Source organism: Kitasatospora sp. NPDC051914 (assembly GCF_040680995.1).
In the GTDB taxonomy this organism is placed as follows: Bacteria; Actinomycetota; Actinomycetes; order Streptomycetales; family Streptomycetaceae; genus Kitasatospora.
Window position 1 is genome coordinate 58,660 of sequence record NZ_JBFAXX010000019.1, and the last position, 20,562, is coordinate 79,221.

Genomic DNA, 20,562 nt, shown 5'->3' on the forward strand with positions numbered 1-20,562 from the left:
CTGCCCGCGTTCTGGTGACAGGCCGTCGGGGACACGGGGGACGATCGTCGGGGGAAGACCACAGTGAGCAATCCGTACCAGCCGGACCCGTACGGCGGCTACGGCCAGCCGCAGCAGCCCTACGGCACGCCCGGGTACGGCGCACCGCAGTACCAGCAGCCGCAGCAGCCCGGGTACGGCTACCCGCAGCAGCCGCAGCCCTACGCAGCCCCGGGGCCGGTGGTGATCCAGGCCAACTCGGCGGCCACCGCGTCCGTGGTACTGGGCTTCATCGGCATTCTGACGTCGTGTTTCTACGGCGGGTTCCTCGGCCTGGTCGGCCTCGGCGTCGGCATCTCGGGCCTGAACAAGTCGAACCAGACGGGGGTCGGCCGCAACGCGGCGATCGGCGGGATCGTGCTGAACGTCCTCGCGGTGCTGATCTCCATCGCGATCGTGGTCTTCTACTTCAGCGTCCAGCCGTGACCGTCCCCGCGCCCTCGTTCGCAGGCGCACTGACGACCCGTTGGCGGCGCACCGCCGACACGGTGTCGGGTGCGCTGATGCGGGTGCTGCTGCGCGGGGCGGGCGGCGCCGTTGCCGCCGTGGCGGTCGCCCAGCTGCACGACGCCCACGACCCCGGTGTGCTCTGCCTGCTGCGCCGCTTCACCGGCATCCCCTGCCCGGGCTGTGGCAGCACCACGGTCTTCATCGAGGCCGGGCACGGCAACTGGGTGGCCGCGCTGGCCGCCAATCCGGTCACCGTGGCGGTGGCGGTCGGCCTGCTGGTCGCCCCGCTCGGCCCGGGCCGCTGGTGGTGGCAGCTGACCAACAGCCGGCGCAACGCGCTGATTCTGGCGGCCCTGGCGGCATCCTGGGCGTGGCAGCTCAACCGCCTTGGCGTGTACCGCCCTTGACCCCTGGCCGGCGCCGGTCCGGCGCTGTCAGGATCTTCCGCTAGTGTCCCCTGCGGTCGGCACGTCAACCGCCTGTCCGCCCCAAGGGTCTTCCTGTCCGCCCCACGTCCCATCCTGCCCGGAGGCATTGATGAGCTACCCGCCCGACCCCAACAACCCGTACAGCCAGCAGCCCCCGCCGCCCGGCTACGGCTACCCGCAGCAGGCCCCGCCGCCGGCCCCCGGCTACGGCTACCCGCAGCAGCCGGCCCCCGGCTACGGCGCCCCGCAGGCCGGTTACGGCATCCCGCAGCAGCCCGTTTACGGCCACGCCGGCCAGGTGCAGCAGTTCTACGCGGGCTGGGGTTCGCGGGTCGCCGCGACCCTCATCGACGGCCTGATCGTCGGTGTGCCCAGCGGCGTCTTCTACACCATCGGTGGCGTGGTCGGTGCCTCCACGGCGAAGTGCACCACCGACCCGACCACCTACACCTACAGCTGCTCCGGCGGCGGCATCTCCGGTGTCGGCCTGGCCATCATGGGCATCGGCTGGCTGCTGGCGATCGCGGGCGGCCTGTGGCTGATCCACCGCGAGGGCACCACCGGCCAGACCCCGGGCAAGAAGATGGTCAACATCCGGGTCGTCCGCGAGGCCGACGGCCAGCCGCTGGGTTTCGGCATGGCCTTCGTCCGCCGCCTGTGCCACGTGCTCGACGAGTTCGCCTGCTGCATCGGCTTCCTGTGGCCGCTGTGGGACGCCAAGAAGCAGACCTTCGCCGACAAGATCATGAGCTCGGTGGTCGTCAAGTCCCAGTGATCGGCCTCCCGCCGACCGCAACGCCGAAGGCCCCCGCACTCCTCGGAGTGCGGGGGCCTTCGGCGTCGGGATCAGTGGAAGAAGTGCCGGGTGCCGGTCAGGTACATCGTGACGCCGGCCTTGGCGGCGGCCGCGACCACCTCTTCGTCGCGGATCGAACCGCCGGGCTGCACGACGGCCTTCACGCCGGCGGCGACCAGGATCTCCAGGCCGTCCGCGAACGGGAAGAACGCGTCGGAGGCGGCGTACGAGCCCTGGGCGCGGTCGCCGGCCCGCTCGACCGCGAGCTTGCAGGAGTCCACCCGGTTGACCTGGCCCATGCCGACGCCGACCGAGGCGCCGTCCTTGGCCAGCAGGATCGCGTTGGACTTGACGGCCCGGCAGGCCCGCCAGGCGAAGGACAGCTCGGCGAGCTCCGCCTCGGAGAGCGCCTCGCCGGTGGCCAGCGTCCAGGTCGACGGGTCGTCACCGGCCGCGTCCACCTTGTCGACCTGCTGCAGCAGGACGCCGCCGCTGATCCGGCGGACCTCCAGCGCGTCGGCGGGCGCCTCGGGGGCGCGCAGCACGCGCAGGTTCTTCTTCTTGGTCAGCACCTCGAGGGCGCCGTCCTCGTAGCCGGGGGCGACGACGACCTCGGTGAAGATCGGGGCGATCTGCTCGGCCAGCTCGACGGAGACCGGGCGGTTCACCGCGATCACGCCGCCGTACGCGGAGACCGGGTCGCAGGCGTGCGCCTTGCGGTGCGCCTCGGCGGCGTCCGCACCGACGGCGATGCCGCACGGGTTGGCGTGCTTGATGATCGCGACGGCCGGCTCGGCGTGGTCGTACGCGGCGCGGCGCGCGGCGTCGGTGTCCATGTAGTTGTTGTAGGACATCTCCTTGCCGTGCAGCTGCTCGGCGCCCGCGAGGCCGCCGGTGCCGTCGGTGTAGAGCGCCGCCTGCTGGTGCGGGTTCTCGCCGTAGCGGAGCACGTTCTGGCGGTCCCAGGTGGAGCCGAGGAACGCCGGGAAGGCCTCCTCCGACTCCGTGTAGCCGGACCCCTCGAACCAGGAGGCCACGGCCACGTCGTAGGCGGCGGTGTGCGCGAAGGCCGCGCCGGCCAGGCGCTTGCGGGTCAGCAGGTCGAAGCCGCCGCCCTTGACCGCGGCGAGCACGTCGTCGTAGCGGGCCGGGTCGACCACGACCGCGACGGAGGGGTGGTTCTTGGCCGCGGCGCGGACCATCGACGGGCCGCCGATGTCGATCTGCTCGACGCACTCGTCCGGGGTGGCACCGGAGGCGACCGTCGCCTTGAACGGGTAGAGGTTCACCACGACCAGGTCGAAGGGCTCGACACCCAGCTCGGCCAGCTGCTCGCGGTGCGACTCCAGGCGCAGGTCGGCGAGGACGCCGGCGTGCACGCGCGGGTGCAGGGTCTTGACCCGGCCGTCCAGGCACTCCGGGAAGCCGGTCAGCTCGGAGACCTCGGTCACCGGCACGCCGGCCGCGGCGATCCGGCCCGCGGTGGAGCCGGTGGACACGATGGCGACCCCGGCGGCGTGCAGGCCCTGGGCCAGCTCCTCCAGTCCGGTCTTGTCGTAGACGCTGATCAGCGCGCGGCGGATCGGGCGTACGTTCTCGGAGACGGGGGGCGTGCTGTGGGCGGCGCTCATGCCGGAATCCATACCTTTCGGTCTTCGATGCGGTGGCCTTCGCGGGCCAGCCGGCCCACGACCTCGACGAGCAGCTTGCGCTCGACAGTCTTGATGCGCTCGTGCAGCGCTTCGCCGCCATCGGCATGGTCGGCGTCGAGGACCTCCACGACGCCCTGCGCGATGATCGGCCCGGTGTCCACGCCGGCGTCGACCAGGTGGACGGTGCAGCCGGTGACCTTCACGCCGTGGGCGAGGGCGTCCGGCACGCCGTGCGCGCCGGGGAAGGACGGCAGCAAGGCGGGATGGGTGTTGACGATCCGGCCGGCGAAGGCGCCGACGAACTCCGGACCGAGGATCTTCATGAAGCCCGCGGTGACCACCAGGTCGGGCTCGTACCCGGCGACCGAGGCGGTCAGCGCGGCGTCCCAGGCGGCCCGGTCGGCGTGGTCCGCGATGCGGTGGACGAAGGTCGGGATGCCCGCGGCCTCGGCCCGCTTCAGGCCGGCGATGTCGGTGCGGTCCGCACCCACGGCGAGGATCTCGGCGCCGTAGGCCGGGTCCTGAACCGCGTCGATCAGCGCCTGCAGATTGGTGCCCGATCCCGAGACCAGGACCACCAGACGGGCCGGTCCGGGCGTACGCGGCGGGAAGACTTGGGCGGAAGCGGCGGCCACTGCGCGATTCTCCGTATGTCGTGTCGCCCGCTGGTACGTCCACCGTCGGTGGGGCCACTACGGGCGGCGGCAGGTCGAGCCTGGGACGGCACCGCGGGGTGTCGCCGCTGCGCTGCGGGACCCCGGGAACCGTTGTGGACTGCTGACCGTCACCACGATAACGGCTGGTCGAAGGCGTTCTGTCACCGGCGGACCACGCTACGCGCGTAGTTGAGACACGGATCTCGCCCTGCGGTGCCGCGGTGCGCATGGGCCCCGCCGGACGGGGCAGGCGGCGCGGTCGTGCAGGTGTGCAGTGCGGGCCCGTGGTACGGCTCCGGAGGCGGACCGGCAGGGCGGCTCCGCGCCCGGATCGGCCTGCGGGATCATTGGAGGCGCGGACCGCTCCGGAGCGGTCCGACGCCCCCGGACGAGAAGGAATGGCTGACACGATGAGCAGCGGAGACGACACCGGCGAGCGCAACCCGTTCGCGCCGCCGCCGGCGGATGCCCCCGACCGGCCGTGGCGGCCCCGCTCTCACCCCCACCCCCCGGCGGGCCAGGGCGGCGGCGACCGCGACAACCGCGGTGACCGGGACGACCCGGACGAGCGGCCCCAGGTGCCGCCGCCGCACCCGTGGAGCCCCGGCTACCGCGGCGGCTGGTCCGAGCCGCCGCAGCCGCGCTTCGACCCGACCGACCCGGTCCACCGGCGTGCCCGCTACGCGCTGAGTGCCGGCATGGCCGGGCTGTTCTGCTCGGTCGTCGGGATGCAGTACCTCGCCCTGCTGCTCGGCGCGCTCGCCGCGTACTGGGGGGTCAGTGCCCTGCGGAGCGGGCGTGCCACGGCCGCGGCGGGTGCAGTGGGTGCCGCAGGTGCGCCGGGTGAGGCCTCCGGCGGCAATCCGCACGCCCTGGGCACGGCACGGATCGGCGGCTGGGCACAGCCGCAGCCGACCCGCCCGCAGGTGCCGGCGGCGCTCGGCGGCCTGCTCACCGGCGGCGTGGCCGTGATCTTCACGCTGAGCATCTTCGGCTTCCAGCTCTACTACCACGACTACGTGACCTGCATCAACGACGCCCTGACCACGGAGGCGTCGCAGAGCTGCAATGACCTCGCCCCGGACGTCATCACGCAGATCACCAACCCCGGCAACCGCTGACCCCCTCCGGGGAGGCGTGCCCGGCGGAGGCGGGGCTGTACGGGGCAGCAGGGGCTGCGGCGCCGGTCCTTCCGCTGCGCGCAGTTCCCCGCGACCCCGGGGGCGGGTGGGTCAGTCGCCGGTGGGTCGGGGGTGGGCGGCGAGGCGGGTGACCAGGCGGTGGAGCGTGGCCCGTAGCTGTGCGGTGCGGAGGCGGACGGTGGCGGCGGCCCGGGGGCGCGGGGCGGTGCGGGAGAGGGTCCAGCGGGTCAGCAGGGCGCCGGGCGGGACGACGAGGGCGGACCAGCCTGCGGCGGTGAGGGCGACCCGCCAGGGGACGGGGCCGAGGGTGGACATGCGTCCGGCGGCGAGTGCCCCGCCGGCCAGCCAGGCGGCTGCGCCGGCCGCTGCGGCGGTGGCCAGGACGGCGGCGAGGGCGACCACGGCGACCGCGGCCGGGGGCCAGGGCCGGGCGGTGCTGCGGCCCGCCGCGGCGCGGCCGAGCAGCAGGGCCGGCACCGCACCGGCCAGCAGCGGGAGGGCACCGAGGACGGCCTGCCAGGCGATCCCCGGGGAGCCGGTCGGCAGCAGGGCGAACAGCGGGAACTCGGGCACCGCGCCCAGCTGCGTGCCGAGCGGCGACACGGTGGTGCCGGTGCCGACGGCGAAGCCCGGTCCCAGGCCGTAGGCGGCGGCCCACAGCAGGGCGTTCGGCAGCAGCAGGGTGCAGGCCAGGAGGAGCCCGAGGATGCCGGCCGGGCCGTCCGCCAGGCCGGTCGCGGAACGTCCGGCGGTGCCGAGTGCCACGGCCGCGGTGAGGAGCAGTCCGCCGGCGGCGAGCAGTCCGAGCAGCCAGGCACCGGCGGTGCGGCGCAGGACGGCGGCGGCTCCGGCGGGCGGTGCCCACTCGGCCGTCTCCCAGCGCCGGAGCCGGTCGGCGACGGCCGCCGGGAGCGCGGGCCGTGTCGTGCCGTGCGCGCTCCAGCGGCCCCAGGCGAGGCCCGCGGCGGCGACCGCGGCGACGGCCGGGAGGTCGGTCAGCGGTTCGGCCTGCAGGACCGCCTCCGTGCCGCTGCACTCGGCGACGGCGAGGGCGGCGACGGCGAGGTAGCCGGCGCCGAGCGACAGCACGGACCGCCAGGCGCCGGACCCCTGCGGGGTGCGGGCCGCCGCCCGGGCGCCGGCCCGGCGGAGCAGCGCGAGGCTGACGGCCGTGAGCAGCAGTGGGGTGAGGGTGAGCGGTGCCCCGCCGGGGCCTCGGGTGAGCGGGGCGCCGTGGCCGAGCAGCCAGAGGGCGCAGGAGAGCCGCAGTGCACCGCGGGCGGTGACGTCCGCGTACGGCGTGAGAACCCACAGGCCGAGGACGGGGACGGCGATCACGGAGAGTGCGAGGAGGGCCGTACGGGCGCCGGCGAGGAGGTCGGCGAACGGGGAGCGACTGCCCAGGTCCTCGGGCAGGGCCAGGATCGGACGGCCCATCAACTGCGTCATGGGCCACATGCTCCCAAGATCACCCGTTGCGCCCCGTGAAGCGGCAAAGCTTCGCCGTGTCCCGGATTATTTGCTTATGTGCCTTATTCGACCCTGCTGTCGCCGTGAGGATCTCCGGTGACCGCACCTTCGAAGGCCGACCGGGCCGGGGACGAACCCACGGGCCCGACCAGCGACGTTCCCCCGGCGGCCGACGCGCCCCCGGCCGACGGCACTCCCCCGGCGGCCGGGGCCCCCTCGGCACGTGCCGGGGAGGAGGCGGCCCGGCTGCTGCGGCGGCTGACCCCGCGTGAGGCACAGGTCGTCGCCCGGCTGGCGGCGGGCGAGGACGACCGGGCCATCGCCGCCGCCCTCGGCATCTCCCCCGCCACCGCCCGGACCCACCTGACCCGGGCGATGCGCAAACTCGGCGTCGGCTCGCGCGCCGAGGCCGCCCGGCTGGCCGCCCTGCTGGGTGCGGAGGGCAGCGCCGACCGGCCGCAGGGGGCCGCCGCAGCGCCCGTCCAGGGGCCCGGTCCGCCGCCGGCCGCTGCAACGGAGCCCGCCACCGGCCCGGAGCCCGGTCCGCCGCCGGCCGCCGCAGCGGAACCTGCCGCGCCCGAACCTGCCGCGCCCGAACCCTCCGCACCAATGCACCGTCACACGGATTTCGCGGCCTTCAGCGCCGATGTCCACACCCGGCTTGTGCAGCAGACCTACCTGGTCACCGGCTCGCAGCACCGGGCCCTGCACAGCGTCCGGATCGCCCTGGGGGCAGCGGCGCTGCGGTGGGAGGAGGTGGCGGCGCTGGCCGACCCGGAGGGCTTCGTCCGGGCTGCGGCGTTCGAATCGGCGCTGTCGCCGTGGCGCCGGGGCGGCCCGCGGCGGGCCCGCGCGCACCACCTGCCGCACCGGGCGATCAAGGTGCGGAAGGAACGGAACCGGCGCCGGGCGGTCGAAGGCCGGCCCACTCCGCAGGACAAGGCGCTGCTGACGGCGATGCACCGGCTGACCCGGCCGCAGCGCCGGGCGGTCGTCCTGCACGACGCGGTCGGGCTGCCGGCGGAGGCCGTGGCGGTGGAGGTGGAGTCCAGCACGGCGGCCGCCGAGGGGCGGGTGCGGGCGGCACGCGAGGAGCTGGCCCGGGCGGTGCCGGAGGTGGTGGGCACCGACCCGTGGGCACCGGGTTTCGGCCCGGAACTCGGCGCGCTCCTGCACGGGGCCGCGGTGCGGGCCTGCCCGTCCCCGCGGCGGCCCTCGCCGGGGCTGCTGGTGGTCGGGGCGCGCCGGCGGGCCCATGCGGTCACCGGTGCGGCGGCGCTGCTCACGCTGGCGATGGGCGGCGCGATGGTGGCCGCACTGGTGGTCTCCCTGCAGTCGGACGCGCCGGTCGCCGCCAAGCCCCGGCCCGCGGCGGTGGCCCCGCCGCCGGAGGTGTGCTCGTCCTTCGGCACCGGCAGCGCGGGCCCGGCCGCACCGGGGCGCGAACCGGGGCTGCGGAGCCCCTGGTGCAACCCGGCGGCGCCGCGGGCGAGCGCTTGGCCCGCCGCCGCCCTGCACGGCGCCGGCGACACCCCGTCCGGGCCGGCGGAACAGCCCGCGGGGGGCGGCCCGACGGCCGATGGCGCCCCCGTTCCGGAACAGGGCGGTTCGGACCGGGCGCTGGTGGTGTCCGTCCCCTGCGCGCCGCTCTGGCCCTGCCCGACGCTCGGGCCCGCCGAGGTGCCGCAGCTTCTGCCCTGAGGTGCGGAGGAAACGGCGAGGGCGCCGCGGACGGATGTCCGCGGCGCCCTCGCGCGTGGCGTCTGCCGGAGGCAGCCTTACTTGGCGGCCGCGAAGAGCTCGCGGGCCAGGCGGGCGGTCTCGGACGGCGTCTTGCCGACCTTGACGCCGGCGGCCTCGAGGGCCTCCTTCTTCGCCTGGGCGGTGCCGGAGGAGCCGGAGACGATGGCGCCGGCGTGGCCCATGGTCTTGCCCTCGGGCGCGGTGAAGCCCGCGACGTAGCCGACGACCGGCTTGGTGACGTGCTCGGCGATGTAGGCCGCGGCACGCTCCTCGGCGTCGCCGCCGATCTCACCGATCATGACGATGAGCTCGGTCTCCGGGTCCTCCTGGAACGCCTTGAGGGCGTCGATGTGGGTGGTGCCGATGACCGGGTCGCCACCGATGCCCACGGCCGAGGAGAAGCCGATGTCGCGCAGCTCGTACATGAGCTGGTAGGTCAGGGTGCCGGACTTGGAGACCAGGCCGATCTTGCCCTGGCCGGTGATGTCGGCGGGGATGATGCCCGCGTTCGACTGTCCGGGGGAGATCAGGCCGGGGCAGTTCGGGCCGATGATCTGGGTCTTGTTGCCCTTGGCACCGGCGTACGCCCAGAAGGCGGCCGAGTCGTGGACCGGCACACCCTCGGTGATGACGACCGCGAGGCCGATCTCGGCGTCGATCGCCTCGACGACGGCGTCCTTGGTGAACTTCGGCGGCACGAAGATGACGGTGACGTCGGCACCGGTCTTCTCGATGGCCTCGGCGACGGTGCCGAAGACGGGCACGTCGGTGCCGTCGACGTCGACCGTGGTGCCGGCCTTGCGCGGGTTCACACCGCCGACGATCTGGGTGCCGGAGGCGAGCATGCGGCGGGTGTGCTTCATGCCCTCGGAGCCGGTCATGCCCTGAACGATGACCTTGCTGTCCTTGGTAAGGAAGATAGCCATGTGAAAGTCCCCTTCCTTACTTGGCGTTGGCCAGCTCGGCGGCGCGGTCGGCCGCACCGTCCATGGTGTCCACCTGCTGAACGAGCGGGTGGTTGGCGTCGGTCAGGATCTTGCGACCCAGCTCGGCGTTGTTGCCGTCCAGGCGGACGACGAGCGGCTTGGTGACGGCCTCGCCCTTCTCCTCGAGGAGGGCCAGGGCCTGCACGATGCCGTTGGCGACCGCGTCGCACGCGGTGATGCCGCCGAAGACGTTGACGAAGACCGACTTGACGTCGGTGTCGCCCAGGATGATCTCCAGGCCGTTCGCCATCACCTCGGCGGAGGCGCCGCCGCCGATGTCGAGGAAGTTGGCGGGCTTCACGCCGCCGTGGTTCTCACCGGCGTAGGCGACCACGTCGAGGGTGCTCATGACGAGGCCCGCGCCGTTGCCGATGATGCCGACCTGGCCGTCGAGCTTGACGTAGTTGAGGCCCTTGGCCTTGGCCGCGGCCTCCAGCGGGTTCGCGGCGGCCTTGTCCTCGAGCGCCTCGTGCTCCGGCTGGCGGAAGTCGGCGTTCTCGTCCAGCGAGACCTTGCCGTCGAGCGCGATGATCTTGCCCTCGCCGGACTTGATCAGCGGGTTGACCTCGACGAGGAGCGCGTCCTCGGCGATGAAGACCTTCCACAGCTGCTGGAGGACCTCGGCGACCTGGTCGGCGACGTCGGCCGGGAACTTCGCGGCGGCGACGATCTCGGCGGCCTTCTCCGGGGTGCAGCCCTCGTTGGCGTCGACCGGGATCTTCGCGAGCGCGTCGGGGTTCTCCTCCGCCACGACCTCGATCTCGACACCGCCCTCGACGCTGGCCATCGCCAGGAAGGTGCGGTTCGTGCGGTCGAGCAGGAACGAGACGTAGTACTCGTCCTGGATGTCGGCGGTCTGGGCCAGCATCACCTTGTGGACGGTGTGGCCCTTGATGTCCATGCCGAGGATGGCCTCGGACTTGGCGACGGCGTCCGCCGGGTCGGAGGCGAGCTTGACGCCGCCGGCCTTGCCTCGGCCGCCGACCTTCACCTGAGCCTTGACGACGGCGCGGCCGCCGAAGCGCTCCGCGATGGCGGCAGCGTCTGCGGCGTTCTCGATGACATCGCCGTCAAGCACGGGCACGCCGTGCTTGGCGAAGAGGTCCCTCGCCTGGTACTCGAACAGGTCCACGTGTTTGTCCTTGTTCGTGGTCGCGGATTGTGTCTCTTCGAGCGTGCCACGGCAGGATCTTCGCTGCGGGGCGTCGGAGCTGCGCGGGTACGCAGAACTACGGCCTTGCGGTCCGTACAGCGCCGGGCGCATCGTCAATCAACACGCGCGTCACGTCCGTCTGGCAGGTTATCCCCGTACGACGGGCGTGTTTCGCCCGGGGCCGTGTCCTGATTGGTGAGAACCGTCACAACGGGTGCACCCGGGCACGTCCGGCGCGGGCTCTCATCCGGTGCCCCGCCGGGGTGAGATGCGAACGTCCCGCACCCGAAAGGGTGAATTCGTCCACGACGGGCCCCGGGACGGGCCCTAGGAGAGGACCCGGTGCTCGTCCGGGACGGGCAGCGGGCGCTTCTCGATCGCCGCGGCCATGATCTCGGGGAAGGCGTCCGGGGTGCAGGCGAAGGCCGGGGCGCCGAGCGCGGCCAGCGCCGCGGCGTGGGAGCGGTCGTAGGCCGGGGCGCCCTCGTCGGAGAGCGCGAGCAGCGCGATGAACTGCACGCCCGCCGCCTTCATCGCCGCGACCCGCTTCAGCATCTCGTTGCGGATGCCGCCCTCGTAGAGGTCGCTGATCAGCACCACGATCGTCTCGGACGGGCGGGTGATCCTCGACTGGCAGTAGGCCAGGGCGCGGTTGATGTCGGTGCCGCCGCCGAGCCTGGTCGCGAAGAGGACGTCCACCGGGTCGGTGAGCTGCTCGGTCAGGTCGACCACAGAGGTGTCGAAGACGACCAGGCGGGTGTCCAGGCTGCGCATGGAGGCCAGCACGGCCCCGAACACGGCGGAGTGCACCACCGACGCCGCCATCGAGCCGGACTGGTCGATGCACAGGACGACGTCCTTCTTGACCGCGCGCTGCGCCCGGGCGTAGCCGATCAGGCGCTCGGGGACGACGGTGCCGTTGCCGTCCGGGCCGGCGCCGGGGAGGTAGTTCTTGAGGTTGGCGCGGATCGTGCGGTCCCAGTCGATGTCGCGGTGCCGGGGGCGGTTGACCCGGGCGGAGCGGTCCAGCGCGCCGCCGAGGGTGGCCCGCGTCCGGTCGGCGAGCCGGCGCTCCAGGTCGGCCACCACCTTGCCGACCACGGCGCGGGCCGTCTCCCGGGTGGTCTCCGGCAGGGCGTTCTTCAGCGAGAGCAGGGTGCCGACCAGGTGGACGTCCGGCTCGACGGCCTCCAGCATCTCCGGTTCGAGCAGCAGGCGGTCGAGGCCCAGGCGGGAGATCGCGTCCTGCTGCATCAGCTGGACGACGGTGGTCGGGAAGTACTCGCGGATGTCGCCGAGCCAGCGGGCGACCTGCGGGGCCGAGCCGCCGAGGCCGGCGCTGCGGGCCGCACCGCGGGCGCCCTCCGCGTCGGCGCCGCGGTAGAGCGCGGCGAGCGCGCCGTCCATCGCGGCGTCCCGCCCGGACGGCCGGTGGCCGGTGCCGTCGGCCTCGCCGCCGAGCACCATCCGCCAGCGGCGCAGCCGCTCGGCGGCGGGGTCGAGCGGAGCGTGGGTCGCGGTCATGGGTGCTCCTCCGGAAGGGTGCGGGCGGGCGGGGGCGCGGCACGGCGGGCCCGCAAGGACTGCTCGGGGGGCTGCTCAACGGCCATGCAACCAGCCGGGTCTGACAGCCCGGCGGGCGGCGGCCGTCAGCTGTTGCGGCCGTCGGGCTGGCGCGGGACGAAGGGCAGCGGGGCCGGCGCGACGGTGCCCGGGAGCCCGAGGAGCAGGGCGAGGACGGGGAGTGCCGCGTCGGCGCGGGGCTCGTCGAACGCCTCGGGCCGCGCTGCCGCGGCGAGCGGGACGGCGGTGCCGAGCGGGCCGGTCGCGGCGCGCTCGCCGATGGTGCGGCGCACGCCCGCCTCCAGTACGGAGAAGGTGCGGCGCAGCACCGGCAGCAGGTCGATCAGGGTGTCGCCGGGGACGCCGGTCAGCCAGTCGTCGAGCAGGCCGAGCAGGGCGGCGTCGTGCAGCAGCAGGGCGCCGCCGCCGGCCAGGAAGCCCTCGATCCAGCCGGCCGCGTCGGCGGGGGCGCCGGCCGGGGAGAGCACCAGGCCCATCCGGCGGCCGGCCTCGGCGGAGTCGATCCGGGTGTCGTCGAGGAGCAGCCGGACGGCGCGGCCGCGGAGCAGGCCGGGGACGCCGGTGGCGGGCCCGGCGGAGGGCTCGCGGGCGGCCAGGGAACGCAGGGCGGCGGCCCACCGGTCGGCGGGGGTGTCGCCGGCGGTGTCGGCCGGGGCGGCGGGCAGCAGGCCGACGGCGGTGTGCACGGCGTCGAGGTGGGCGCGCATGGTCGCGGCGCCGTCGGCGTCCAGGCCGGTGCAGGCGGGCGGCAGGCCGACGCTGATCCGCTCGGCGAGGCCGCGGGCGACCTCTTCGAGTGCGCTGCCGTCGGTGCCGCGCACGTCGCCGTAGCGCAGGGCGCGGACGAGGGCGGGCAGCGCGGCGGCGAGGTGGGCGACGTCGGTGTCCAGAGCGGCGCGGTCGGCGAGGACGCGCATCACGGCGGGCAGGGCGCCGGTGAGGCCGGCGAGCAGGCACTGCTCGACCAGGCCGGTGAGGACGGCGAGGTCGGGGGCGTCGGCGGCCTGCCGGGCGGCCTTGCCGCAGGCGGCGTCCTCGACGGTGGTGCCCCAGTGCGCGGCCTCGACGACCCGGACGGCGTACTCGGGCTCCCAGTGCAGCCGCCAGGTCTCCCGGAAGGTGCCGGTGGAGTTGACGGCGGAGCGGGCGGGGACGCCCCAGTCGATGCCGAGCAGGCGCAGCCGGTGGAGCAGGCGGGAGCGGTTGGCGTCCAGCTCCTTGCGCAGGTCGAGGACGAGTTCGCGCTCGGCGGCCTCGGGCTTGAGGCGCAGGCTGCGCTGGAGGCGGGCGAGGTCGCGCTGGAGCGGCACGGCTGGGGCGCCGTCGGGCACCTCGCCGAGGGCGTCGCCGACGACCAGCCGTTCGTGGACGAGGGCGAGGGTGACGTCGGAGCCGTCGCACATGACGGAGCGGACGGCGTCGAGGGTCTCGCCGAGGCCGGCGAGCGGGCGGCCGCGCATCACGGCGAGCGTCTCGGCGAGCCGGACGGCCTCGATGACGTGCGCGGAGGAGACCGGGTGGTCCTCGGCGCGGAGCAGGTCGGCGATGCCGGTCATCCAGCGGGTGATCGGCCGGTCGGGGCTGGTGAAGAGGTGGTGGTACCAGCCGGGCGAGTCGATGCCGGCGCCGTAGCCGGTGTGCTGGGAGAGCCTGCGGTGCGTCCACGGCACCCAGGTGATCTCGGTCTTCGCCCTGGGCAGGCCGGTGAGCAGGGCGCGGTCGTGGGCGACGGTCGGCATGGTCTGCAGGGCGGGGACGTGCCAGGCGCCGCAGACCACGGCGATCCGCTCGTGGCCGGCCCGGCGGGCGGCGCGGATCTGCTGGCGCATGTACGCCTCGCGGAGTTCGTCGCGGCGGGTGTGCGGCCCGGCGGGGGCGCCGTCGCGGATGGCGGCCATGGCCTCGGCGACCGCGGCGAAGGGGGCGAGGGCGTCGTCGCCCGGGGAGCGGTGCTCGACGACGTCCTCCCACCAGCGCTCGGGGTCGTCGTGGCCGGCGGCTGCGGCGAGGGCGGCGATCGGGTCGCCGGTGCCCCCGCCGGCCGCTTCCGCGTCCGCCGCCTCGTCGGACGTGCCCCCCGGCACGCCCGACGGGGCCTCGGCGAGCGCGAAGGTGTGCGCGGCGGGCAGGTCGACGAAGCGGACCGGGACGTCGTGGTCGACGGCGTACCGGAGGGCGACCCACTCGGGGGAGAACACCGCGAACGGCCAGAAGGCGGCCCTGGCCGGGTCGTCGACGACGTGGGCGAGCAGGGCGACCGGCGGCTGCATCTCCTTGTCGGCGGCCAGGGCGGCGATCGCGTCGGCCTCGGGCGGGCCCTCGATCAGCACCGCATCGGGCTTGAGCTGCTCCAGGGCGGCGGCCACGGCCCGGGCGGAGCCGGGCCCGTGGTGGCGGACGCCGAGCAGGGTGACCTCTGCGCTCATGGTCGTGGACCTCGCTCTCGGTGGTTCTCTGGGTGGGTCGCGGCGGCGGGTCGGGCTCGTCAGCGGGTGTGCTCGCGGGCCGCGCGGTAGAAGTCCTTCCAGCCGTCCCGCTCGCGGAGCACGCCCTCGACGTACTCGTGCCAGACCGTCCGGTCGGCGACCGGGTCGCGGACGACGGCGCCGACGATGCCGGCGGTGACGTCGGAGGCGCGGAGCATGCCGTCGCCGAAGTGGGTGGCGAGGGCGAGGCCGTTGGTGAGCACGGAGATCGCCTCGGCGGTGGAGAGGGTTCCGCTGGGCGTCTTGACCTTGGTGCGGCCGTCGGCGGTGATGCCGGAGCGCAGCTCGCGGAAGACGGTGACGACGCGGCGGATCTCCTCGGCGCCGGTCGGCAGCTCGGGCAGGTCGAGGGAGCGGCCGAGCTGGTTGACCCGGCGGCCGACGATGTCGACCTCCTCGTCGAGGGTGGCGGGCAGCGGCAGCACGACGGTGTTGAAGCGGCGGCGCAGCGCGGAGGAGAGGTCGTTGACGCCGCGGTCGCGGTCGTTGGCGGTGGCGATGAGGTTGAAGCCGCGGACGGCCTGGGTCTCGTCGCCGAGCTCGGGCACCGGCAGGGTCTTCTCGGAGAGGATGGTGATCAGGCTGTCCTGCACGTCGGCGGGGATGCGGGTGAGCTCCTCGACGCGGGCGATCTTGCCGTCGGCCATGGCGCGCATCACCGGGGAGGGCACCAGGGCCTGGCGGCTGGGGCCGTTGGCGAGCAGCTGGGCGTAGTTCCAGCCGTAGCGGACGGCCTCCTCGGGAGTGCCTGCGGTGCCCTGGACGAGCAGGGTGGAGTCTCCGCTGATGGCCGCGGCCAGGTGCTCGGAGACCCAGGTCTTGGCGGTGCCGGGCACGCCGAGCAGCAGCAGGGCGCGGTCGGTGGCCAGGGTGGTGACGGCGACCTCGACCACGCGGCGCGGGCCGATGTACTTGGGGGTGATCACGGTGCCGTCGGGCAGCTCGCCGCCGAGCAGGTAGGTGGCGACGGCCCAGGGCGAGAGCCGCCAGCGCGCGGGGCGGGGGCGGTCGTCGGCGGCGGCGAGGGCGTCGAGCTCGGCCGCGAAGGCGTCCTCGGCGTGGAGGCGGAGGACTTCACTCGTACGAGTGGTCGTCTCGGTGGTCATCTGCAACTCCTGGGTACGGGCCGCCGGGCATGGCTGTGGCAGGGCACGGGCTGATCGGGATCGTCGGACCGTCGGGTCGGCGCCGGATCGGTCGCGGAGAACCCGTCACGGGCGCGGTCGGGCACGGCCGGACGGGCGTTTCGTACGCCCTTTCGGCCTGCTGGAACCACCATGCACCGGGCCACTGACAACCGCGGACGCCACGGTGACCGGCCGTCAGTTCCTCCGCGCCCGGCTGTCAGTGGCCCGCCCTAGCGTCGTCGGCATGGAGGAACGCTGGAGCAACGAACACGTCCTGTCGCTCGCGCCCGACCAGGCGTCGCTGAAGGCGGCCGGCAAGCTGTCCGCGCCCGCGCCGTGGACGGGCGCCGGGTGGGGCGGCGGCGCGCTGTGGGGCGCGTGCAAGGGCAGCGGGAAGACGCCGCACTTCCCCTGTGTCGACCTCTCCGGGCCGGCGTACAGGTGCACCTGCCCCAGCCGGAAGTTCCCGTGCAAGCACGTGCTCGGCCTGCTGCTGCTGTGGAGCGCCGGCTCACCGGCGGTCGCGGAGGGGGCCGAGCAGCCCGAGTGGGTCGCCGAGTGGCTGGCCAAGCGCCGGGACGCCGCCGAGCAGAAGGCCGTCCGGCAGCAGGAGCGCCGGGAGTCCGCCAAGGACGACGCGGCCGCTGCCCGGCGCGCCGGGCAGCGGGCCGCCCGGGTCGCCGCCGGTGCCCAGGAGCTGCGGCTGCGGCTCGCCGACGGCGTCCGGCACGGGCTGGCCGACCACGCCTCCGGCGGCTGGGAGGAGGTCGCCGCCCGCATGGTCGACGCCCAGGCCCCCGGCCTCGCCGCCCGCGCCCGCGAGCTGGCGCACACCCCGCAGGACGGCCTGCTGGAGGAGTACGCCCTGCTGCACCTGCTGGCCGGCGCCTACGGCCGGGTCGGCGAGCTCCCCGCGCCGCTCGCCGCGACCGTCCGCACCCGGGTCGGGTTCAGCACCGGCGCCGAGGAGGTGCTGGCCGGGCCGACGGTCCGCGACCGCTGGCACGTCCTCGGCAGCCGGGACACCGCCGACGACCGGCTGACCACCCGCCGGATCTGGCTGCGCGGCGCCAAGACCGGCCGCCCGGCCCTGCTGCTCTCCTTCGGCAGCCCCGGCAAGGCGCCCGAGGTCGCGCTGCCGACCGGCCGGGTGCTGGAGGCCGACATGGCCTACCACCCGGGCGCCCGCCCGCTGCGCGCCGTCCTCGGCACCCGGTACGGCGAGCCGGAGGCCGCCCCGCCCGGGCCGCCGGCCGGTGTCTCCCCCGCCGAGGCGGTGGCCGGCTACGGCGAGGCCGTCGCCGACGACCCGTGGCTGGACGCCTGGCCGGCCGTGCTGGGCGCGGTGGTGCCCGTCCTCGGGCCGGAGGGCTGGCAGCTGACGGACGGCCGCAGCGCCGTTCCGGTCAGGCGCGGCTCGACGCCCGAGCAGGCGCTCTGGCGGCTGGCCGCGGTCTCCGCCGGGCACCCGGTCACCCTGTTCGGCGAGTACGGGCACGCCGGGTTCGCCCCGGTCACCGCCTGGTCCGCCGACGGCCGCGCGATCGGCCTCGGCCAGTGACCGCGCCCCGGGCGGGCACCTCCCGCCACCGACACCAGACCCACCCGACGGGAGGCCGGCCGTGACGGCACCGACCACCACCGCCCACGACAGCTGGTCCGAGCTGCAGACCGCCGCGCTGCTCGGCACCGACCGCCGCCCGCTGCCCGGCGTCGGCGGCTCCCCCGCGTTCACCGGCGCGGCCGACGCCGTCGACCGCACCGACCCGGCGACGGCCCTGCTCGACCTGGCGGCGCTCACCGTCGTGGCGCGCCGGGCCGGCAGCTGCGCGCTGCCCCCGTCCGCCGTCCCGGCGCCGGCCGACGGCGACCCGCGGCCCGAGCTGCCCGAGCCCGCCGCACGCCGCCTGGGCTTCCTGCTCGGCGGCCGGGGGCCGGACACCAGCCTCGCCAACCTCACCGAGCTGCTCCCCCAGTGGCTGGCCGCCGCCCGGGCGCACGGGTACCGGCTGCCGCCCGCGCACGTCCCCGCACTGCTGGACACCGCCCGCGCCCGCAGCGAGCTGCGCCCCGACGTGGTGGCACTGGCCGGGCCGCTCGGCCGCTGGCTCGCCGAGCGGAACACCGACTGGCGGTTCGTCACCCGCACGACCGGCGCCGGCCCTTCCGGAGAGACCGGGGCAACGGACGACGGCGGCCCCGCGGCCGGCGAGCAGATCTGGCAGGAGGGCCTGTTCGCCGAGCGGGTCACCCACCTGACGCGGCTGCGCCGCAGCGATCCTGCGGCCGGCCTCGCCCTGCTCCGCAGCACCTGGGCCACCGAGCGCGCCGAGGACCGCCTGCTGTTCCTGGACGCCCTGCAGGAGGGCCTCTCCACGGCGGACGAGGAGTTCCTGGAGGCCGCCCTGGGCGACCGCAGCAAGAACGTCCGCAGCACCGCCGCCGAGCTGCTCTCCACCCTGCCGGGCTCCGCCCTGGCCGCCCGGATGGCGGAGCGCGCGCAGGCCTGCGTGCGACCGCTCGACGGCCGGCTCGCCGTCCACCCGCCCGCCGAGTGCGACACCGCCATGCAGCGGGACGGCGTCCCGCTCAAGTCGCCCACCGGCCGCGGGCAGCGGTCCTGGTGGCTGGGCGAGATCGTGGCGGCCGCCCCGCTCGCGCTGTGGACGGAGTCCACCGGGCTCGCCCCGGAGCAGCTGCTGAGGCTGCCCGCCCGCGAGGGCGGCGAGGCCGACGGCACCGACTGGTCGGCCGACCTGCGCGAGGCCTGGGCGCGCGCCGCCGTCCGCCAGCAGGACGAGGCCTGGGCCCGGGCGCTGCTCGGCCCGGCCCCCCGCTCCGCCGGCGCCGGCCGGGCCGCCGGGGCGCCCGCCAAGCTGCTCGCCGTCCTGCCGCCGGCCGAGCGGGCCGCCTGGACGGCCGCGTTCATCCGCACCAACGGGCTCGGCGACGCCTTCCAACTGCTCGGCGCCTGCGCCACCCCGTGGACGCCCCCGCTCTCCACCGCGGTCGTCGCCGCGCTGGAGCGGGCCGCCGGCTCCGGCGCCTACCCGTGGAGCCACAGCGGCGTGCTCGGCATGACCGAGCGGGCGCTCGCCCCGGAGGCCGCCCCCGCGGTGGAGGCGCTCGTCGCCGACGCCGCACCGGACACCGCCTGGGCCGACACCTTCACCCGGCTCGCCGAGACGCTCCGGCTGCGGGCCGTGATGCTCGCCGAACTCGCGCCCTGACACGCGGGCACGGCGGAGGGCCGGGCACCCGCGCGGAGCGGGGCCCGGCCCGGAAGGACGCCGATCGGCTGCGCTCAGCCCGCCGGGCGGAGGTTCGCCTCGACCCAGCTGACCACCGACCGGGTGGGCGTGCCCGGGGTGAAGACGTCGGCCACGCCGAGCTCCTTGAGCTTCGCGATGTCCTCGTCCGGGATGATCCCGCCGCAGAAGACCTTGATGTCCTCGGCCTCGCGCTCCCGCAGGAGTTCGAGCACCCTCGCGCAGAGGGTCATGTGGGCACCGGAGAGGATGGACAGCCCGATGCCGTCGGCGTCCTCCTGGATCGCCGTGTCGACGATCTGCTCCGGCGTCTGGTGCAGGCCGGTGTAGATGACCTCCACACCGGCGTCGCGCAGAGCGCGGGCGATCACCTTCGCGCCCCGGTCATGACCGTCCAGACCCGGCTTGGCGACCACCACGCGGATCGGCCCCGACACACCCATCACTGCCTCCCGGACCTCGTCGTCCACCGTCCGGCCGACCGCTCGGACGCGGACGCGGTGTCAACAGCCTCCGACGGACCTGGAGGCAGCGTAACCCCGCCGGAAGGGCTCCACGGTTTTCGCCCGCCCACCGCAGGGGAAAATCACAGGGCTGCCCGGCAGCCGACCCCGGGGCGTGTCCGACCGCACGCGTCGCACGCCCGGCGGGCCTTGCCGGGCGCGCCCAGGTACCGCCCCTTTCCCTGTCCCCTGCGTCGGCCGCCGCAGGGGCCCCCGCGCCGTGTCCTGCCGGGGAGAGCCGCATGACCATCCCGTTCCAGCGGACGGCCGCCACCGTCCGCGGAGCCGGCGCGGAAGCCGCCGCGCTCGCCACCCACCTGGTCCGCTACCCCACCGGCATCCCGCCGGAGCAGCGGCCCCGACCTTGCCCCGACCGGCCCGTGCCGCCGGCCGCACGGCCCCGGCACGACCCCGTGCTGCTCCTGCACGGCTTCGCCGACAACCGGGCCGTCTTCGCGCCGCTGCGCCGCACCCTGCACCGGCACGGCTGGACGCACCTGCACGCCCTCAACTACTCGCCGCTCACCCGGGACGTCCGGGCGGCCGCCGTCCTGCTCGCCCGGCACGTCGAGTGGGCGGTGCAGGCGCACGGCGGCCGGCCGGTGGCCCTGGTCGGGCACAGCCTCGGCGGCCTGATCGCCCGTTACTACGTGCAGCGGCTCGGCGGACACGAACTCGCCCCCGAGGTGGTCACCCTGGCCACCCCGCACGGGGGCACCTCGGCCGCGCTGCTGCCGAACCCGTTCCCGATCACCCGGCAACTGCGCCCCGGCAGCGAGCTGCTGACCGAGCTGCGGCTGCCCGCGCCGCAGTGCACCAGCCACTTCACCTGCGTCCGGGGCGAACTGGACGAGGTGGTGCTGCCGAGGCGCAACGCCCGCCTCGACCATCCCGACCTGTGCACCGACCACGTGGCCGTGCCGGGCGCCGGACACATCGGGCTGCCGGCCCATCCGCGGGCGGTGGCCGCCGTCCGACACGCCCTGGAGGCCTGGGCGGCGGGCCCGCTGACGGAGCGCCACGCGTGCTGAGATGCGCACTTCGTCCGCGCTCGTGATCAAGGACTACAGTCTCGACT

General features: G+C 75.3%; 17 protein-coding genes. 8 read left to right on the top strand and 9 right to left on the bottom strand.

Annotated features, from left to right (window positions below):
- The first annotated feature begins 63 nt into the window (after positions 1 to 63).
- The 3 genes from AB0M03_RS14780 (at position 64) to AB0M03_RS14790 (ending at position 1,692) form a co-directional block, all read left to right on the top strand.
- A complete protein-coding gene (locus AB0M03_RS14780; RefSeq protein ID WP_363491849.1) occupies positions 64 to 465 on the top strand; it encodes a hypothetical protein in 402 nt (133 codons plus the stop codon).
- Complete coding sequence (locus tag AB0M03_RS14785; RefSeq protein ID WP_363491850.1) at positions 462 to 896, top strand: DUF2752 domain-containing protein; 435 nt, start codon at positions 462 to 464, stop codon at positions 894 to 896. The genes AB0M03_RS14780 and AB0M03_RS14785 overlap by 4 nt, the downstream gene beginning before the upstream one ends.
- Positions 897 to 1,026: 130 nt before the next feature.
- On the top strand, positions 1,027 to 1,692 hold the full coding sequence (locus AB0M03_RS14790; RefSeq protein WP_363491851.1) for an RDD family protein: 666 nt from the start codon (positions 1,027 to 1,029) through the stop codon (positions 1,690 to 1,692).
- A 71-nt stretch (positions 1,693 to 1,763) separates the two neighbouring features.
- Here AB0M03_RS14790 and purH read toward each other — a convergent pair whose 3' ends face one another.
- Both purH and purN read right to left on the bottom strand, forming a co-directional pair.
- The gene (gene purH / locus AB0M03_RS14795) at positions 1,764 to 3,344 is read right to left on the bottom strand and encodes a bifunctional phosphoribosylaminoimidazolecarboxamide formyltransferase/IMP cyclohydrolase (protein WP_363491852.1); all 1,581 of its coding nucleotides are present in this window, start codon (positions 3,342 to 3,344) and stop codon (positions 1,764 to 1,766) included.
- Positions 3,341 to 4,000, bottom strand: a complete 660-nt coding sequence (gene purN / locus AB0M03_RS14800; RefSeq protein ID WP_363491853.1) for a phosphoribosylglycinamide formyltransferase — start codon at positions 3,998 to 4,000, stop codon at positions 3,341 to 3,343. The genes purH and purN overlap by 4 nt, the downstream gene beginning before the upstream one ends.
- A 431-nt stretch (positions 4,001 to 4,431) precedes the next feature.
- Between purN and AB0M03_RS14805 the strand changes: the two genes are divergently transcribed.
- Complete coding sequence (locus AB0M03_RS14805; RefSeq protein WP_363491854.1) at positions 4,432 to 5,142, top strand: hypothetical protein; 711 nt, start codon at positions 4,432 to 4,434, stop codon at positions 5,140 to 5,142.
- 111 nt (positions 5,143 to 5,253) lie between these two features.
- Here the strand turns inward: AB0M03_RS14805 and AB0M03_RS14810 are convergent, their stop codons facing one another.
- The gene (locus AB0M03_RS14810) at positions 5,254 to 6,612 is read right to left on the bottom strand and encodes a DUF6350 family protein (RefSeq protein WP_363491855.1); all 1,359 of its coding nucleotides are present in this window, start codon (positions 6,610 to 6,612) and stop codon (positions 5,254 to 5,256) included.
- A 117-nt stretch (positions 6,613 to 6,729) separates the two neighbouring features.
- Between AB0M03_RS14810 and AB0M03_RS14815 the strand changes: the two genes are divergently transcribed.
- Positions 6,730 to 8,334, top strand: a complete 1,605-nt coding sequence (locus AB0M03_RS14815; RefSeq protein WP_363491856.1) for a LuxR C-terminal-related transcriptional regulator — start codon at positions 6,730 to 6,732, stop codon at positions 8,332 to 8,334.
- A 77-nt stretch (positions 8,335 to 8,411) separates the two neighbouring features.
- Here the strand turns inward: AB0M03_RS14815 and sucD are convergent, their stop codons facing one another.
- The 5 genes from sucD to AB0M03_RS14840 all read right to left on the bottom strand — a co-directional run bounded on the left by sucD (position 8,412) and on the right by AB0M03_RS14840 (position 15,691).
- Positions 8,412 to 9,302, bottom strand: coding sequence for a succinate--CoA ligase subunit alpha (gene sucD / locus AB0M03_RS14820; protein ID WP_363491857.1), 891 nt, complete (start codon positions 9,300 to 9,302; stop codon positions 8,412 to 8,414).
- A 16-nt stretch (positions 9,303 to 9,318) separates the two neighbouring features.
- Positions 9,319 to 10,494, bottom strand: a complete 1,176-nt coding sequence (gene sucC, locus AB0M03_RS14825; protein WP_363491858.1) for an ADP-forming succinate--CoA ligase subunit beta — start codon at positions 10,492 to 10,494, stop codon at positions 9,319 to 9,321.
- A gap of 348 nt (positions 10,495 to 10,842) precedes the next feature.
- Positions 10,843 to 12,039, bottom strand: coding sequence for a VWA domain-containing protein (locus tag AB0M03_RS14830; RefSeq protein WP_363491859.1), 1,197 nt, complete (start codon positions 12,037 to 12,039; stop codon positions 10,843 to 10,845).
- 125 nt (positions 12,040 to 12,164) lie between these two features.
- Complete coding sequence (locus AB0M03_RS14835; RefSeq protein ID WP_363491860.1) at positions 12,165 to 14,525, bottom strand: DUF5682 family protein; 2,361 nt, start codon at positions 14,523 to 14,525, stop codon at positions 12,165 to 12,167.
- A gap of 59 nt (positions 14,526 to 14,584) precedes the next feature.
- Complete coding sequence (locus AB0M03_RS14840) at positions 14,585 to 15,691, bottom strand: AAA family ATPase (RefSeq protein ID WP_363491861.1); 1,107 nt, start codon at positions 15,689 to 15,691, stop codon at positions 14,585 to 14,587.
- Between the two features lie 265 nt (positions 15,692 to 15,956).
- On the opposite strand from AB0M03_RS14840, the gene AB0M03_RS14845 reads away from it, so the two are divergent.
- Positions 15,957 to 17,273 (top strand): SWIM zinc finger family protein, encoded by a 1,317-nt coding sequence (locus AB0M03_RS14845; RefSeq protein ID WP_363491862.1) that lies wholly within the window; start codon positions 15,957 to 15,959, stop codon positions 17,271 to 17,273.
- A gap of 61 nt (positions 17,274 to 17,334) precedes the next feature.
- Complete coding sequence (locus tag AB0M03_RS14850; RefSeq protein WP_363491863.1) at positions 17,335 to 18,942, top strand: DUF5691 domain-containing protein; 1,608 nt, start codon at positions 17,335 to 17,337, stop codon at positions 18,940 to 18,942.
- Positions 18,943 to 19,016: 74 nt separating this feature from the next.
- On the opposite strand, the gene AB0M03_RS14855 is transcribed toward AB0M03_RS14850, so the two are convergent.
- Positions 19,017 to 19,424, bottom strand: coding sequence for a cobalamin B12-binding domain-containing protein (locus tag AB0M03_RS14855; protein WP_363491907.1), 408 nt, complete (start codon positions 19,422 to 19,424; stop codon positions 19,017 to 19,019).
- Between the two features lie 302 nt (positions 19,425 to 19,726).
- On the opposite strand from AB0M03_RS14855, the gene AB0M03_RS14860 reads away from it, so the two are divergent.
- Positions 19,727 to 20,515: an alpha/beta fold hydrolase gene (locus tag AB0M03_RS14860; protein ID WP_363491864.1), complete on the top strand. Its 789-nt coding sequence runs from the start codon at positions 19,727 to 19,729 to the stop codon at positions 20,513 to 20,515.
- Positions 20,516 to 20,562: the final 47 nt, after the last annotated feature.

Bases quoted from the DNA above. Each gene is read 5' to 3' on its own strand.
- AB0M03_RS14790 (WP_363491851.1), top strand. From the start codon at position 1,027: ATGAGCTACCCGCCCGACCCCAACAACCCGTACAGCCAGCAGCCCCCG.
- purH (WP_363491852.1), bottom strand. From the start codon at position 3,344: ATGAGCGCCGCCCACAGCACGCCCCCCGTCTCCGAGAACGTACGCCCG.
- AB0M03_RS14805 (WP_363491854.1), top strand. From the start codon at position 4,432: ATGAGCAGCGGAGACGACACCGGCGAGCGCAACCCGTTCGCGCCGCCG.
- AB0M03_RS14810 (WP_363491855.1), bottom strand. From the start codon at position 6,612: ATGACGCAGTTGATGGGCCGTCCGATCCTGGCCCTGCCCGAGGACCTG.
- sucD (WP_363491857.1), bottom strand. From the start codon at position 9,302: ATGGCTATCTTCCTTACCAAGGACAGCAAGGTCATCGTTCAGGGCATG.
- AB0M03_RS14830 (WP_363491859.1), bottom strand. From the start codon at position 12,039: ATGACCGCGACCCACGCTCCGCTCGACCCCGCCGCCGAGCGGCTGCGC.
- AB0M03_RS14835 (WP_363491860.1), bottom strand. From the start codon at position 14,525: ATGAGCGCAGAGGTCACCCTGCTCGGCGTCCGCCACCACGGGCCCGGC.
- AB0M03_RS14840 (WP_363491861.1), bottom strand. From the start codon at position 15,691: ATGACCACCGAGACGACCACTCGTACGAGTGAAGTCCTCCGCCTCCAC.
- AB0M03_RS14845 (WP_363491862.1), top strand. From the start codon at position 15,957: ATGGAGGAACGCTGGAGCAACGAACACGTCCTGTCGCTCGCGCCCGAC.
- AB0M03_RS14855 (WP_363491907.1), bottom strand. From the start codon at position 19,424: ATGGGTGTGTCGGGGCCGATCCGCGTGGTGGTCGCCAAGCCGGGTCTG.
- AB0M03_RS14860 (WP_363491864.1), top strand. From the start codon at position 19,727: ATGACCATCCCGTTCCAGCGGACGGCCGCCACCGTCCGCGGAGCCGGC.